This is a genomic window from Adhaeribacter sp. (assembly GCF_057359045.1).
The window spans coordinates 1-15,374 of sequence record NZ_JBMQUD010000040.1 but is presented as its reverse complement, the minus strand read 5'-3'; the positions used below and the strand labels follow the sequence as shown (position 1 = coordinate 15,374).

13 protein-coding genes are annotated in these 15,374 nt (G+C 42.8%); 11 read left to right on the top strand and 2 right to left on the bottom strand.

From position 1 onward, the window contains the following. Positions 1-105: 105 nt before the first annotated feature. Together ACO1R6_RS06820 and ACO1R6_RS06815 are read left to right on the top strand one after the other, a co-directional pair. A complete protein-coding gene (locus ACO1R6_RS06820; protein WP_486263318.1) occupies positions 106-1,350 on the top strand; it encodes an aminotransferase class I/II-fold pyridoxal phosphate-dependent enzyme in 1,245 nt (414 codons plus the stop codon). A 96-nt stretch (positions 1,351-1,446) separates the two neighbouring features. Then, positions 1,447-1,647, top strand: coding sequence for a histone H1 (locus ACO1R6_RS06815; protein WP_486263316.1), 201 nt, complete (start codon positions 1,447-1,449; stop codon positions 1,645-1,647). Between the two features lie 96 nt (positions 1,648-1,743). On the opposite strand, the gene tyrS is transcribed toward ACO1R6_RS06815, so the two are convergent. Further along, positions 1,744-3,048 (bottom strand): tyrosine--tRNA ligase, encoded by a 1,305-nt coding sequence (gene tyrS / locus ACO1R6_RS06810; protein ID WP_486263314.1) that lies wholly within the window; start codon positions 3,046-3,048, stop codon positions 1,744-1,746. Positions 3,049-3,248: 200 nt separating this feature from the next. On the opposite strand from tyrS, the gene holA reads away from it, so the two are divergent. The 9 genes from holA to trmB all read left to right on the top strand — a co-directional run bounded on the left by holA (position 3,249) and on the right by trmB (position 14,452). Next, positions 3,249-4,292, top strand: a complete 1,044-nt coding sequence (gene holA / locus ACO1R6_RS06805; protein WP_486263312.1) for a DNA polymerase III subunit delta — start codon at positions 3,249-3,251, stop codon at positions 4,290-4,292. 183 nt (positions 4,293-4,475) lie between these two features. Continuing rightward, a complete protein-coding gene (locus ACO1R6_RS06800; RefSeq protein ID WP_486263309.1) occupies positions 4,476-7,508 on the top strand; it encodes a tetratricopeptide repeat protein in 3,033 nt (1,010 codons plus the stop codon). Positions 7,509-7,541: 33 nt separating this feature from the next. Beyond that, entirely contained in the window at positions 7,542-9,245 is a 1,704-nt protein-coding gene (locus ACO1R6_RS06795) for a TonB-dependent receptor (protein ID WP_486263307.1), read from the top strand. 11 nt (positions 9,246-9,256) lie between these two features. Continuing rightward, a complete protein-coding gene (locus ACO1R6_RS06790; protein ID WP_486263305.1) occupies positions 9,257-10,477 on the top strand; it encodes an HU domain-containing protein in 1,221 nt (406 codons plus the stop codon). Position 10,478: 1 nt separating this feature from the next. Then, positions 10,479-11,189 carry a MotA/TolQ/ExbB proton channel family protein gene (locus ACO1R6_RS06785; RefSeq protein ID WP_486263303.1) on the top strand — a complete coding sequence of 237 codons (711 nt, stop codon included), beginning with the start codon at positions 10,479-10,481 and terminating at the stop codon, positions 11,187-11,189. A gap of 3 nt (positions 11,190-11,192) precedes the next feature. Then, a complete protein-coding gene (locus ACO1R6_RS06780) occupies positions 11,193-11,594 on the top strand; it encodes an ExbD/TolR family protein (protein ID WP_486263301.1) in 402 nt (133 codons plus the stop codon). A gap of 2 nt (positions 11,595-11,596) precedes the next feature. Next, positions 11,597-12,469 (top strand): energy transducer TonB, encoded by an 873-nt coding sequence (locus ACO1R6_RS06775; RefSeq protein ID WP_486263299.1) that lies wholly within the window; start codon positions 11,597-11,599, stop codon positions 12,467-12,469. Between the two features lie 50 nt (positions 12,470-12,519). After that, entirely contained in the window at positions 12,520-13,785 is a 1,266-nt protein-coding gene (locus ACO1R6_RS06770; RefSeq protein WP_486263297.1) for a bifunctional folylpolyglutamate synthase/dihydrofolate synthase, read from the top strand. A gap of 4 nt (positions 13,786-13,789) precedes the next feature. Then, positions 13,790-14,452: a tRNA (guanosine(46)-N7)-methyltransferase TrmB gene (trmB, locus tag ACO1R6_RS06765; protein WP_486263295.1), complete on the top strand. Its 663-nt coding sequence runs from the start codon at positions 13,790-13,792 to the stop codon at positions 14,450-14,452. A gap of 53 nt (positions 14,453-14,505) precedes the next feature. On the opposite strand, the gene trpF is transcribed toward trmB, so the two are convergent. Next, positions 14,506-15,126 carry a phosphoribosylanthranilate isomerase gene (gene trpF / locus ACO1R6_RS06760; RefSeq protein ID WP_486263294.1) on the bottom strand — a complete coding sequence of 207 codons (621 nt, stop codon included), beginning with the start codon at positions 15,124-15,126 and terminating at the stop codon, positions 14,506-14,508. Between the last annotated feature and the right edge of the window lie 248 nt (positions 15,127-15,374).

Here is a 15,374-nt window from a genome sequence, read left to right as displayed (position 1 = left end):
TTGGATATGAGCAGATATTCCTTAAATTTGTCGCGATAAAAATGGAGCTGTACTTTCCTTTAAAGTATTAACTTTATTTAATTTCTTCATTTAATAAGAAAGATAGTGGATTTATTTCAAAAATTATTGGCCAACCGCGGCCCCTTAGGAAGTCATTCACATTACGCCCACGGTTATTTTACTTTCCCCAAACTCGAAGGAGAAATTCAGCCCCGGATGAATTTTAGAGGTAAACCGGTTTTAACCTGGAGCTTGAATAATTATCTGGGTTTGGCAAATCACCCTGAAGTTCGTAAAATAGATGCTGAAGCCGCCGCCCAGTGGGGTATGGCTACGCCCATGGGCGCCCGTATTATGTCGGGGAACTCTACCCAGCACGAATTACTAGAATCAGAACTGGCTGCCTTTGTGCAGAAAGAAGATGCTTTACTTTTAAATTTTGGCTACCAAGGCGTTATTTCTATAATAGATGCGTTGGTAGATCGCCACGACGTGATTGTATACGATGCCGAATCGCATGCCTGTATTATAGATGGTGTACGGTTGCACCAGGGTAAACGCTTTGTTTATACCCACAACAACATGGATAACCTGGAGAAGCAACTGCAACGCGCCAGTAAAATGGTTGCGGAAACAGGAGGCGCTATTTTGGTTATAACCGAAGGTGTGTTTGGTATGTCGGGTAACCTGGGTAATTTGCCTGAAATTATTGCTTTAAAAGAAAAATACGATTTCCGGTTGTTTATTGATGATGCCCACGGTTTTGGTACACAGGGTAAAACCGGTGCCGGTACCGGCGAGCACTTTGGCGTACAGGATGGCATTGATGTTTACTTCTCTACGTTTGCCAAATCAATGGCCAGCATTGGGGCTTTTGTAGCCGGACCGGAGCAGGTGATTGAATATTTGCGCTACAACATGCGGTCGCAAATATTTGCCAAGTCTTTGCCCATGCCTTTGGTTATTGGCGCCCTTAAGCGTTTGGAGTTGTTGCGTACCCAGCCCCAGCTAAAAGATAAATTGTGGGAAATTACTTATGCCCTGCAAAACGGTTTACGTAGCCGCGGCTTTAATATTGGTACTACCCAATCTTGCGTAACGCCGGTAATCTTAAAAGGCCAGATTCCGGATGCTACCGCTCTCACCCTCGATTTACGCGAAAACTATAATATTTTCTGTTCCATAGTGGTTTATCCGGTAGTTCCTAAGGATGTAATCATGCTTCGTTTAATTCCTACGGCAGCCCATTCTTTGGCCGATGTTGAGGAAACAATTACTGCTTTTGAGAGTATATCCCAGAAATTAGACCAAGGATTGTACTCTAAAGCAACGGCGGTACCTGTTTTGTAATTAAAATCGCTAAAAAAAAGCGTTTTTTTTGCTCCCAATTAGATTTTTACTATATTAGAGCGATCAAATACATGTTCCACACATAAAACAAACCTAATGAACAAGTTTAGTAAAGTTCGAGATTTAGTAATGTCACTTGAGGCTGATTTCGAGAAGTTCTATGAGAAAGGTAATTCTGCAGCGGGCACCCGGGTGCGTAAAGGTATGCAGGATCTGAAAAACTTAGCCCAAGAACTCCGCAAAGAAGTTCAGGACATGAAAAACGCCAATGGCGCCGAAGGCGACAAAGCGAAGTAGTTTTCAGTGAACTTTTTCCTATGGCGTAACTAAATAAGTTACCCTTTCTTTAGAAACCTCTCTGGTTGCTTTTAAACAGCCAGAGAGGTTTTTTTATTAGCCTACTTGTACCAAGTAATAATTTTTCTTTCCTTTTTGTACCACCAGGTATTTGTTGTGCAATAGCTCGTAGGCCTGTCCAGCATCGCTTAACGAAACCTTTTGCCGGTTAATGCTTACACCGCCGTTCTGAATCATGCGTTTGGCCTCGCCTTTCGATTCAAAAATCTGGTTTTGTGACGCATCAGCGAGTAAATCCGTTACGGTAGCGGCGTCGGCATAATCTGCTCTATTTATGTTTACGAGTGGCACCCCTTCAAAAACGGCCAGCAGCATCTCTTCCGATAATTTTTTAAGTGCACTAATATCGCCTTTGCCAAATAATATTTCGGAGGCTTCTACCGCGGCCAGGTAATCTTCGGCCGAGTGTACCCGGGTAGTTACGTCTTTGGCTAATGCTTTTTGCAAGGTCCGTAAATGCGGTGCTTCGTCGTGCTGAACTATTAAAGCTTCAATTTCTTCCTGCGGCAAAAGGGTATACACTTTAATCAGCTTTTTAGCCTCCTCGTCGGCCAGGTTCAGCCAGAACTGGTAAAACTGGTAAGGCGACGTTAAAGCCGGGTCGAGCCAAACATTACCGCCTTCGGATTTGCCAAACTTGGTACCATCTGATTTTGTAACCAATTTACCTACCAAAGCAAAAGCTTTGCCGCCGTCTATGCGCCGGATTAACTCAGTACCCGTGGTAATATTGCCCCATTGGTCAGAGGCACCCATTTGCAGGCGTACGTTTTTGTTCTTATATAAATGATAAAAATCATAACCCTGAATTAACTGATAAGCAAATTCGGTGTAGGAGAGACCTTCGGCCCGGTCGCCTTCTTCGTCGGCATTAATCCGTTTTTTCACCGAATCTTTGCTCATCATGTAGTTAACGGTAATGTGTTTGCCTACTTCGCGCAAAAAGCCCAGGAAGCTAAACTCTTTAAACCAGTCGTAATTATTAACCATTTCGGCCGAGTTGGCACCGCAATCAAAATCCAAAAACTTGGTAAGCTGCTTGTGAATACCAGCCTGGTTGGCTTGTAAAACTTCTTCCGATAATAAATTCCGCTCGGCCGATTTACCGGAAGGGTCGCCGATCATACCAGTGGCGCCGCCTACCAGGGCAACAGGTTTATGGCCGGCCCGCTGCAAGTGCACCAACAACATAATGGTAGCCAAATTCCCGATGTGTAAAGAAGCGGCAGTTGGATCGAAACCAATATATCCGGTGGTCATTTCTTTAGCCAGTTGTTCTTCGGTGCCAGGCATGAAATCGTGCAGCATGCCGCGCCATTTTAATTCACTTATCAGGTTCATACTTAATTTATGAGACAGCCCTTAGAGGCTGTTTTGCTATAATTTTAAATTTGCGCAAAGATATTACAAATATTCAGGCTTGGAATAATTATTGCCTGTAGAATTGCTGCGGGCTTCCGGATTCACATAATTGCTGAAATATCCGGGCCCGGAAAAATTCTTTACTTGTACCTTCGGGTAAGCTGCCGTATTTTTGTTTTATGACTGCCGATGAAATTTTAGTTAAATTAAAGAACAAGCAATACGCGCCCATCTACTTTTTGCAGGGCGAAGAGCCGTATTATATTGATTTAATTGCCGATTATATTGAAGCCAATGTGCTTTCGGAAAGCGAAAAAGGTTTTAACCAGGTAGTTTTGTACGGCAAAGATGTAGATGTAGCCACTATTTTGCTGCAAGCCAAGCGCTACCCCATGATGGCCGAACGCCAGGTGGTAATTGTAAAAGAAGCCCAGGCTACCGCTGATATTGACAAAGAAGCTGGTATAAAGCAGTTAGAAGCTTATTTCCAGAACCCGTTGCCTTCTACGGTATTGGTTTTTTGCTACAAGCACAAGGTTCTCGATGGCCGCAAAGCTTTTGCCAAAACGGTAAACAAGCACGCCGTACTGCTTACTACCAAAAAACTTTACGATAACCAGGTGCCCGGCTGGATAAACAGCTACCTGAAAAACAAAGGTTTGCAGATAAACCCTAAAGCTGTATTACTTTTAAGCGAATACATTGGCGCCGATATTTCGCGCTTAGCCAATGAAATAGACAAGCTGGCTCTAAACCTGAAAGAAGGACAAACCATTACCGAGCATTTGGTGCAGGAGAATGTAGGCATTAGCAAAGATTACAACATTTTTGAACTGCAAACAGCGCTTATTAACCAGGATGTGCTTAAAGCTAACCGCATTGTTAATTATTTTGAGGCAAACCCCAAAAACAATCCTTTAATACCCAGTATAACGCTGCTGTTTAGCTTCTTTGCCAAATTATTGTGTTTGCACGCGGCGCCCGATAAATCCGAAGCGGCCATTAGCAAGAGTTTAGGTAACCGCAGTTTTCTGGTAAAAGAGTATGTTCAGGCTATGCGCATATATAATTATGCCCGTACGGTGCAAGTTATAGGTTTTATCCGGCACGCCGATTTACAAGCCAAAGGTATTACGGGCGGTAACCAGTCGGACGGAGATATTTTAAGGGAATTAATATTTAAAATATTGCATCCGGTGCCCGAAGAAGTTTTGGCGGTATAACTCAATAAAAATTTAGGGGCCGGCGTTATTAAAGCGCACCCCAAAAATCAAATGCTGGTTGTAGCTTTGGCTATAACTGCGTAAGTCTTTTGTAATTTCCGGATAAAACTACTTACCCCGTCCGTTTTTTTATTATTTTTGAAAGCTCAGACAACCTGATCAAAACAGGTTTTAAATATTGGTATGAATAAATTCCATAAGTTAATCATCACCTCGGCGTTGGTGGGAGGTGCTCATTTTGCCGAAGCCCAGCACACCCAGGCCTATACTTCTAAAGAACGTTTTTTCCAGGAAGGGCTCGAGTTGTTCGATCGGCAGCAGTACCGGGCAGCGCAGCAGGCTTTTGCCCGTTACGTAAAAGCCAACCATGATGATACCCGCACGGCCGATGCCCAATATTATTACGCGGTAAGTGGTTTATACCTGCTGCACAACGATGCCGAAAATTTAATTCTGGATTTCGCCAATACGCACCCCACGCACCCCAAAGCTTCGCTGGCTTATTACGAACTGGGTATATTTTACTTTAACAAAAAGAATTACGACAAAGCGGTAGAATATTTAGAGAAAGTACCCACCAACCGCCTGGATAATAAACAAGCCAAAGAAGCCGAGTTTAAGTTAGCGTATTCGTACTTTACCAAAAAAGATTTTAAAAAGGCCAAGCCCTTGTTCGACCGGAATAAAACCGGAGAGCATGATTACGTGTATGCCTCTAATTATTATGCGGGTTACCTAGCTTACCGCGACGGCGATTATGCTGGCGCTAAAAAAGACTTACAAGTAGCCGAAAAGAACGAGGCCTATCGCCCCATTGTGCCTTACATGCTTACCGAAATCATTTACAAAGAAGGTAATATGAAAGAGGTAATTGCTTACGGCGAAAAATCATTAAATAATAAACCTTTGCCCCAAAATGCCGACGAAATCAGGGCTTTGGTCGGAGATGCTTATTTTCAGCAGAACGATTATAAAAACGCGAATAAATATTTTAAAGAATACGCCAAAGGCAAACGCACTTTAGATAAAACCCTGCAGTACAAAATTGGTTTTACCGATTACAAAGTAGGCGATTATAAAAGCGCCGTTAATAACCTCAAAAATGTAGCCAGCCAGAAAGATGCCGTTGGTCAGAACGCTGCTTTTCATTTGGGTCTTAGTTATTTAAAAGAAGATAACAAACAATTTGCCTTAACCGCTTTCGACCAGGCGCGCCGGCAGGAGTTTGACAAACAGGTAACCGAAGCGGCCTACCTGAAATATGCCCAGCTGAACTACGAAACGGGTAACTTTAGCGAAGTAATTAATGCCATGGCGGAGTTTAACAAAAAATTCCCCAAATCTAAATTTGCTTCCGAAGCCGATGATATATTAAGCGAATCTTACCTGAACTCAAATAATTACAGTGAGGCAATCCGGCACATTGAGGCCCTGAGTAACCGGAGCGAACGCATTAACCAAACGTACCAGCGGGTTACTTACTACCAGGCCATCAATTTTTACAACGATAGCCGCTTTCAGGATGCCGTAACATTGCTCGATAAGTCGTTGCAACATCCGTACGACAACGAAATAAAAGCGGCGAGTTATTTCCTGAAAGGCGAAGCTTTTTCGATTGCCCAACGTTACAACGATGCCATTAATAGCTATGGCGCGGTTTTCCGGACTACGAACGCGAATAAAACCGATTATTACCTGAAAACCCGCTACGGCATTGGCTACGCATATTACAACAGCAAACAGTACGACAAAGCTTTAACGCATTTTAGAGCATTTATTTCCGACGATGCCGTAAAAGCCACCAACCCGAATGTAAACGATGCCTTAATCCGGCTCGCCGACTGCTATTATATTGCCAAAGATTATCCGCAGGCTTTAAATTATTACGACAAAGCCATTGCCCAAAACGCTATAGATCAGGATTATGCTTATTTTCAGAAAGGCGTTATTTATGGTCTTACGGGTAAGCGGGCCGAAGCCGCCGAAAGCTTACGCAGTTTATTGGCTAAATTCCCAAAATCGCAGTATGCCGATGAAGGCGTTTACCAGAAAGCGTTACTCGACTTTGAAGCCGGCAGTTATGCTACGGCTATTTCGGGCTTTACCGATTTAATTCAGAACCGCAATTCCAGCCGGCTTGTGCCTTTTGCTTTGCAAAAAAGAGGCTTGGCGTACAACAACCTAAAAAAACCTAACGAAGCTATTGCCGATTTTAAACGGGTGCTCGACGAATATCCATCGTCTAAAGCAGCTTCTAGCGCCTTGCTTAGTTTACAGGAAACTTTAAGTGCCAATAACCAAAGCGAAGCCATTGAGCCTTATCTGGCGCGATTTAAAGCGGCCAATCCGCAGAGCGATGCCATAGAAAGTATTGAGTTTGAAGCAGCTAAATCATTGTATTTTAACGAAAAATACGCACAGGCCATTACCAAGCTCGATAACTACATCAAAACGTACCCGAATAGCGCTTTTGCCGGCGATGCCCGTTATTTCCTGGCCGATGCCTACTTAAAATCTAACAACCGGGAAGCAGCGCTTGCCCAGTTCCGGCAGGTAGTTACTGAAAACCGCTCTGAATATTTAAACCGGGCGCTGCAACGTACCGCCGATCTGGAATTTGATAACCAGAATTACGCTGAGGCCATTAAAGTTTATGGTCGTTTGCGAGAGGTATCGGCTAATAAAAAAGAGCAGGCCAATGCCCTTATGGGTATGATGCGCAGCTACTTCTTAACGAACGATTATCAGAATACCCGCCGTGTGGCCGACGAATTAATTGCAATGGGGAATGCTTCTTTAAATGCATACAACTCGGCTCTGTTACACAAAGGAAAAGCGTCATACGCGCAAAATAACCTGGATGAAGCATTAAAAGAATTTACCTCAACGGCTACTTCGGCTACTGATGTGAATGGCGCTGAGGCCCAATATTCTATTGCTGAAATTTATTACAAGCAAAACAAATATAAAGAAGCATTAGAGGCCGGGCAAAAAGTAGGAACGGCTTTCGCTAATTACGATTATTGGCTGGTAAAATCGTTCTTGTTAATTGCCGATGTGTACATTGCCCAGAAGGAAAATTTCCAGGCCGAAGCTACACTTAACTCCATTATTGAAAATGCCACCATTAAAGAGTTAGTAGACGAGGCCAAAGCGAAATTGGAAACCTTAAAAGCACCGGTAGTAACGCCAACACCGGCAAATACCACCAATTAATCGGGCCTAAAAAATTAGCTAAGCGCTAGCATTATGATGAATAAATTTAATTTCAGAAAAATTACCTTAATAACTTTTTGCGGCATTGGTTTAAGCTATGCCTTGCCGGCTACTGCGCAGCAAACCGGTTGGGGCGAAAACAATAAATTAGAAGATGCCGAAATTGTAGTGGAAAAAAACCGGGTAAATGAACTACCCGAAGCCGTTCGGAACTACGAAAAATTCCGGATTAATCCGCCCGAAAAAAAGCCCCGGCAGGTAACTTACCGCTTTGCCGATTATAAATTAACCGACCTGAGCTTAAATATGCCCATGCGGGTGCTTACCATAAAGCAAGATGATTTGCCGCCCCTGTACGGCAATTACCTGAAAGCCGCTTTGGGTAATTACAACACCGCGTACTTAAAAGGATATTTTCATAACAAACGCGATAATCAATATGCCTACGGGGTAGATGTAAGCCACGTAGCATCTACCCGGGGGCCGGTAGATGGCAAAAATTCCAGCGTGAGCAATTCCTCCATAGATTTATCCGGAGAGTCTTACACCCGCGATGTAACGATAGGGGGAAATTTGTTTTACGGGCACGACCGTTACAATTTTTATGGCTATTCGCCTGCTATTGAGAAAGTAGATGTAGATACCATTAAGCAAACCTTTAACCGGGTTGGAGCCGGTATTTACTTTAACAACAAACTGGCCAAAAGCGATTTAGAGTACCAGGCGGGTATTGGTATTAAATATTTTAATAACCGTTTCGATGCGAAAGAATCAAATATTACCACCAATATTGGCATAGGTTATAAAATAGATGATGCCGCTAAATTTAACGTAGATGCCCAGGCTTCTTTTGTGGGTTACCGCGATGCCGAAAATATTAGCCGCAGTTACCTACGCCTGCGCCCTTCTTACGAGAGTGTTTCGGATTTGGTAAAATTATCTTTGGGAGCTGTAATAGCCTATACCAACGACGATGTAAACAACGCGCGTAACTTCAACTTTTACCCTTCGGTACGTTTAGGTTACGAAATTGTAGATGACCAGCTTCAGATTTTTGGTGGCGTAGAAGGCGATCTGCAGCGGACCACCCTGTATGATTTAACCCAGGAGAACCCGTATTTAAACCAGAATGTGGCTGTAGCCGATGTAAATAAAATTCTGGATTTTTATGGTGGTATAACCGGTAACGTAGGTAAAAACTTCAGTTTTACCGGTAAAGCGGCTTACCAGAGTTTCCGCAACTTATATTTCTTTAACAACAGTGCTACCGATTCTACCAAATTCGATATTCAGTACGATAACGGCACCACCAAAGTAATTAATATTCTGGGCGAGCTTACTTACAATTATTCAGAAAAGGTGCGCTTAGGTTTTAAAACCGAATACAATGGTTATACCACCGACTTGTTGGTAAAACCTTTTCACCGGCCTAATTTCCAAACCAATATTTTTGGTAGCTACAACTACGCCGATAAAATATTCTTTCACACCGATTTATATTACATCAGCAGTACCTTTGGGCAGGTTACCCGCCGCAATGCCGAGGGGCTGGATTACCTGGTTTTAAAGGAAACCGACAATATTGTAGACTTTAATTTGAAAGTAGATTATAGATTCTCAAATAAATTTTCAACATTTGTAATGGGAAACAATCTGCTGGGTAACCAATACCAACGGTTTGTAAACTATCCCAACAAAGGAATTCAGTTGCTGTTTGGAGCGTCCTATATTTTTTAAATTTAAAAACAATGATGGTAGAGGAGCAAATTCATAAGTTATTGTTTGACCACGATTGTGTCATTATTCCGGATTTTGGCGGTTTAATAACGCATTATGCGTCAGCGCGGGTGCATCCGGTAAAACATACTTTTTCTCCTCCGTCGAAGCGGATAGCCTTTAACGAAAAATTAAAGCTTAACGATGGGCTGCTCATCAGCACATTGGCCTACGATAATAAATTGCCGGCCGAGGAAGCGCAGGCGCAGGTAACCCGCTACGTACAAAAAATGCAGGAAGCTTTGCAGGCAAACCAGCAGTACGAAATGAAAGGTATCGGCCTTTTCCGGTACAACCAGGAGCAAAAATTACAATTCGAGTACCTGCCGGTCGAAAATTTTTCGAATCATAGCTTTGGATTGCCCGAAATCATTTCTCGTCCGGTACCGGCACCGGATGTAACCGAAAGCTTACGTACTTTTATAAAAGAAAAGAATACACCGGTACCGGCCGCTACTCCGCAAAAAGCCTGGAGCCGGCGGTTACGGCGGGTATACGACTCGGTAGCGGTAATGGCCATTGCGGGTTTAAGTGCTACCGCGCTATACGTACTTTCTTTACAAAACGATTACAGCCAGAGTTCACTCAATCCGTTTACCTTTTTTAACCAGGCTGTAAATAACAACCAGCCCAAAGAAGACGAAGGTTTTTATACCGAAGATTTTTCGGCCAGCACCGAACAGGATTTCGAAGCGCCGGTGGCAGCACCTACGCCGGCAATAGAGGTTAAAACAACAGAACCAGGCTTTACAGATAATGCAACTCCTACAGAAGCAACTTTAACTGGGAATGTACCTGCACCGGCCAGTAACGCTGTGGTTAAAGAAAATACTTCTTCGGTTACCGCAACACCTGCAGCTAATACCGCAACAATAGCAACTAATAAAAATGAAATAACAGCCAAAACGGTAGTACCTACCGAAACAGTTGGCAGTAAAATTGCTACTACCATTAAAACCAAAACCGAACGGTATTATGTAATTGCCGGAGGGTATTCTACTTTGCAAAATGCCCAATACAGTCGCAAGGTAGCTAACCGGCACGGTGCACAGGGTAAAGTTATTTTACCATTTGCCGGTAGTAAACTTTACCGGGTTTCTATTGCCGATTTCGGTAACAAAGAAGAAGCGCTTGCTTATTTGCCCCAACTTAAAAGTAAATACGGAAAAAATATTTGGATTCTAAATTATTAATATGCTTTTAAATCTGCTGCTTCAATTTACGACTACCCCAACCGACACCACCACTACTGCCGAAGCAGGAACGGCCGGTGTACCCGAATCGGTTTCTTTGTTAGATCTGGCCATGAGTGGTGGCTGGGCGATGATTCCGCTTTTAATTTTATCGCTTTTTGCCATTTATATTTTTGTAGAGCGATTCTTGTCTCTTAAAAAAGCCGAATCGGCCAGTTCGCTCAGTTTCGTAGATAGGATTAAAAATATGGTATTAGCCGGCGACATTAACGGGGCTAAGTTATTATGTGCTCAAACCAATAGCCCGGTATCACGCATGTTACAAAAAGGTATTTCCCGCATTGGAAATCCCCTGAAAGATATTGAGGCAGCTATCGAAAACGTGGGTAAAATAGAAGTAAGTTATCTCGAGAAAAATTTATCGGCTTTGGCTACCGTAGCGGGTGCTGCCCCTATGCTGGGTTTCTTAGGAACCGTTACCGGTATGATTCAGGCATTCATTGCTATAGCCCAGGCTGAGGGCTCGGTTAGCCCTAAGTTGCTTTCCAGTGGTATTTATGAAGCAATGGTAACTACTGCCACCGGCTTAATTATCGGTTTACCGGCTTATGTGGGTTATAACTACCTCGTATCTAAAATAGATAAAATTGTGCACGCTATGGAATACAGTGCCATTGAATTTATGGATTTGTTACAGGAGCCCCAATTATAGAAAATGAATTTTCGCTCAAAGAATAAAGTTAACCCGGAATTCAGTATGTCGTCGATGACAGATATTATATTTCTGTTGTTGATATTTTTCATGCTGACTTCTAATTTTGTTACACCTTCGGGTTTACCGGTGAGTTTGCCGTCCAGCGCGGCCTCTACCATCGTTATGCAAAAAATAAGCGTAACCATAACGCCGGATTTAAAATATTTTGTAAACGATAAGCCTACCAGCTACGAAAACATAGAACCGGAGCTGGTAAGTTTATTGTCGGGAACTACTCCCAACGAAGGCGTTGTTGTATTACACGTAGACAAAACCGTACCGGTAGAACATTTAGTAAAGGTAGCGGGCATTGCTACTAAATTAAAAGCTAAAGTTACTTTGGCTACATTGCCAACAGAATAAATATGGTAGGCACACAGGCTCACGCACAAGAACAAAAAGATAAAAGAATAGCAATGGCAATCAGCGTGATTTTTCATGCGTTGCTGTTATTGCTGTTATTTTATATAATGGCTTGGCGCGCACCTAATCCGCCTACGCCGGAGTTTGGTATTGAAATGAACTTTGGTACCGAAGCTGTAGGTAGCGGCGATGTACAAACTACAGCCGTTGCCAACGAGTCGCCAAACCGGGAAGATAGCCGGCCGGCAGCCAAAGCACCCGAACCAGTTAAACCTGAAGTGCAGCCCCAGAAAACTGCGGTAAAAGCTGAGCCCCAACAAGCTCTTACCACCGATAATGACAACCCGGTATCTTTTAAAAAAGAAGAAGTAAAAGCAAAACCGGAGCCGCCTAAAGAAGAAGTAAAAGCGGTAGAAAAACCAAAGTCATTGTACCCCGGCAAAACTGTTACTGATAATGCTGGTACCGGCACGGCTGGTACCAGCAACAAGGCCACTGGTAATAACAACGGCGACGACAACAATGCCGTGGGCGATAAAGGCGACCCTAAAGGTAAAGTTGATGCTAAAAGCCTCTATGGCAAACCTGGTGGTGGTGCCGGTGGCCCCAGCCTGAATATGCCGGGCTGGCGTTACGATATCAAACCCAAAGACGACCCTTACGAAAATGAAAGTGGTAAAGTCGTTTTTCGGATTACCATTGATGCCGACGGCGAAATTGAATCTGTACAGGTAGTAGAAAGCAACGTGTCGCCGCAGGTAGTTAAATGGTACCGCGACGAAGTGTATAAAACCTCCTTTAGCCGGACCAGTGCCCAAACGCCCAACGATCGGGGCGCTACCGGTACCATTACTTTTATTATTCGCTCCCGCTAAGTTAATAAATCTTATTTCTTCCTTTGACTTACCCTGAATGTCTTGAATATATGTATAGCCAACTGCCCATGTTTCAGCGGGTAGGGAGCAGTGCATTTAACAAAGGCTTAGATAAAACGGTGGCTTTGGTCGGGGCAGTGGGTAATCCGCACCTACGTTTTCCTGCCATTCACATTGCCGGTACCAATGGCAAAGGCAGTAGTAGCAATATGTTGGCTGCTATTCTGCAGGCAGCGGGTTACAAAACCGGGCTCTACACGTCGCCGCATTTAAAATCTTTTACCGAGCGCATTAAAATAAACGGAATAGATATTCCGGAAGATTATATCGTAGATTTTGTAACCCAATATCAGCCATTATTTAAAGAAGTACAGCCCTCTTTCTTTGAAATGACGGTGGCTCTGGCGTTTAAATATTTTGCCGATAGCCAGGTAGATATTGCTGTGATTGAAGTAGGGTTGGGTGGCCGGTTAGATTCTACCAACATTATTACGCCCCTGGTTTCTTTAATCACGAATATTAGCCTCGATCACCAGAATCTTTTGGGCAACGACCTCCCCAGTATTGCGGCTGAAAAAGCCGGTATTATTAAACCCGAGGTTCCGGTGGTGATTAGTAAATTTCAGCCGGAAGTGGCCGCTGTATTTAGGGAAAAAGCTGCCGTAAAGCAGGCCCCGTTATTTTTTGCCGATCAGGAAATAACCGTGCAACCGGTAGCATCCCGCATAGATTGCCAGATAGTGGCGGTTAATAAAACGAATGCTCCTGAATCTGTTCAGTATGAACTAGGCTTAGCGGGAGATTATCAAAAATTTAATTTACCCGGTGTAATTAAAGTAACGGAAATTTTGCAGCAAAAAGGGTTTAAGATTTCCGCAGAAGCGTTGCACCTGGGTTTAAAGGAAGTAAACGCTTTAACCGGATTTAAAGGGCGCTGGCAAATTTTAAACACCCAACCCTTAACTATTTGTGATACCGGGCACAACGAAGATGGCATCCGGCAAATAGTAAAGCAACTGGAGCGGTACGGTGCTCCCGTTGTACACCTGGTGTTCGGGATGGTAAAAGATAAAGATGTAAAACCGGTTTTGGCTTTACTGCCGCCGCATTATAAATATTATTTTTGTCAGGCCGATATTCCGCGGGCTTTACCAGCTTCAGAACTAGCTCAAATAGCTGCCCAAGTGGGTTTATACGGCAATATTTACCCTAATGTAAATGCAGCTTATGCGGCAGCACAGGCTGAAGCAAATAACAACGATATAATTTTTATTGGCGGTAGCACCTTTGTGGTGGCTGAGCTAACGAATCTTTAAAATAATGGGACGATCTAAGTTAGAACGATTTAAAATAATTTCGGAGCGGAGTAACGTTATTCAGGCCGGCGACGAAGCTTTTACCCATTTAAAAGGCAAATGGGCAAAGGAATATTTTGGCAACGAGCACGACCTGATAGTAGAAATTGGATGCGGTAAAGGCGATTACACGATTGGTATGGCCACTTTGTTTCCGAACAAAAACTTTATTGGCGTAGATATTAAAGGTTCCAGGCTTTGGAAGGGGAGCACCATTGCCGAAGAAAGCGGATTATCCAATGCGGCGTTCCTGCGTAATTTTATCGAACACCTGTCCGAAAATTTTGCGGAAGGTGAAATTAGCGAAATTTGGATCACCTTCCCGGATCCCCGGCCTAAAAAAGGCGATGTTAAAAAAAGGCTTACTTCAACGCGTTATTTAAATCTGTACGAAAGTTTAGTTAAACCCGGTGGTATCATTCATTTCAAAACCGATAACGACGATTTATTTGAATATACATTAGAATTGCTCAAAGTTCGGCAAACACCAGATTTAATTTATACCCACGATCTCTACAGTTCTGATTTGCAGCATCATACACTAAATATTCAAACCAATTACGAGAAGCGTTTCCTAGCCGAAGGCTTAACTATTAAATATTTGCAGTATACCAATCCGTTAAAATAGGTAAGTGGTTTTACTGGTTGGGTTTGGCTACAATTTGTCTAAAAAAAAATTGATTAATCTTCCAACGCCTCAAATATTTCTTCTAACTCATCGTAATTTTTTAGTCCCGGTTTAATTTCCTCGCCGCCTTGCAGGGCAATACCCGCTGGCTTAATATTTTCCAAAATTAGAAGTAAATTTGCTTTATGTATGCCAAAACCTAATAAAAGAGGAAATTGTTCGGATAAGCTGGTCAGGAATTTATTATTAGTTTCGTCGATAGATGTAAAGTCATCGGATGAAAGTAAAAAATAATGGACGTTCTGCTGGTATAACTTTAAAAAATCGGTTAACTCGGTGGCATCAGTGTCTTTGTTAATTTTAACCCGTAAAATTACCGGCACCGAAATTTCTGTTAACTCGTCGAGTAAATAATCAGCATTTAACTGCACCAGTTGCAGACCGCACTCACTTACCAATTGGTTAATTTCTTCGGTAGATTCGTTTACAAACTGCCCGGTAATTTTTACTCCGGCTACCCAGCCCGCCATTTCCTTCACGGCCGCAGGCGACGTGTAACTGGGTTGCCCTTCGCTTAAACAAAAGCTAATAATGTCTACGCCCATGCCGGCACAATACCGGGCATCACTTAAATTAGAAATGTTATTAACAGCTACTAAGGTTTTGAGCGCCATAGATTTATTTAGGTTAAGTTAAACTTTGTTTTGGTACTTTACTCCGGCAAATATAAAAGTAAAGCCTAACATTATATCCTTTCTGCAGAAACTATTCTAAAGTTGCTTTAGTTAAGATTTAGCAGATTAGCTACCATTTAGCCCTGCGAAGTCGGATAATAAAGCTCTTCTGACCACTTTCAATATTTACAGTTATACCAATTGTAATAGGATTAAAATGGTTCCAAGATGTTTTATTTATCTCTTTC

Excerpts from the sequence above, each read along its gene's own strand:
- ACO1R6_RS06815 (WP_486263316.1), top strand. The coding sequence starts at position 1,447 with ATGAACAAGTTTAGTAAAGTTCGAGATTTAGTAATGTCACTTGAGGCT.
- tyrS (WP_486263314.1), bottom strand. The coding sequence starts at position 3,048 with ATGAACCTGATAAGTGAATTAAAATGGCGCGGCATGCTGCACGATTTC.
- holA (WP_486263312.1), top strand. The coding sequence starts at position 3,249 with ATGACTGCCGATGAAATTTTAGTTAAATTAAAGAACAAGCAATACGCG.
- ACO1R6_RS06800 (WP_486263309.1), top strand. The coding sequence starts at position 4,476 with ATGAATAAATTCCATAAGTTAATCATCACCTCGGCGTTGGTGGGAGGT.
- ACO1R6_RS06795 (WP_486263307.1), top strand. The coding sequence starts at position 7,542 with ATGATGAATAAATTTAATTTCAGAAAAATTACCTTAATAACTTTTTGC.
- ACO1R6_RS06790 (WP_486263305.1), top strand. The coding sequence starts at position 9,257 with ATGATGGTAGAGGAGCAAATTCATAAGTTATTGTTTGACCACGATTGT.
- ACO1R6_RS06785 (WP_486263303.1), top strand. The coding sequence starts at position 10,479 with ATGCTTTTAAATCTGCTGCTTCAATTTACGACTACCCCAACCGACACC.
- ACO1R6_RS06780 (WP_486263301.1), top strand. The coding sequence starts at position 11,193 with ATGAATTTTCGCTCAAAGAATAAAGTTAACCCGGAATTCAGTATGTCG.
- ACO1R6_RS06775 (WP_486263299.1), top strand. The coding sequence starts at position 11,597 with ATGGTAGGCACACAGGCTCACGCACAAGAACAAAAAGATAAAAGAATA.
- ACO1R6_RS06770 (WP_486263297.1), top strand. The coding sequence starts at position 12,520 with ATGTATAGCCAACTGCCCATGTTTCAGCGGGTAGGGAGCAGTGCATTT.
- trmB (WP_486263295.1), top strand. The coding sequence starts at position 13,790 with ATGGGACGATCTAAGTTAGAACGATTTAAAATAATTTCGGAGCGGAGT.
- trpF (WP_486263294.1), bottom strand. The coding sequence starts at position 15,126 with ATGGCGCTCAAAACCTTAGTAGCTGTTAATAACATTTCTAATTTAAGT.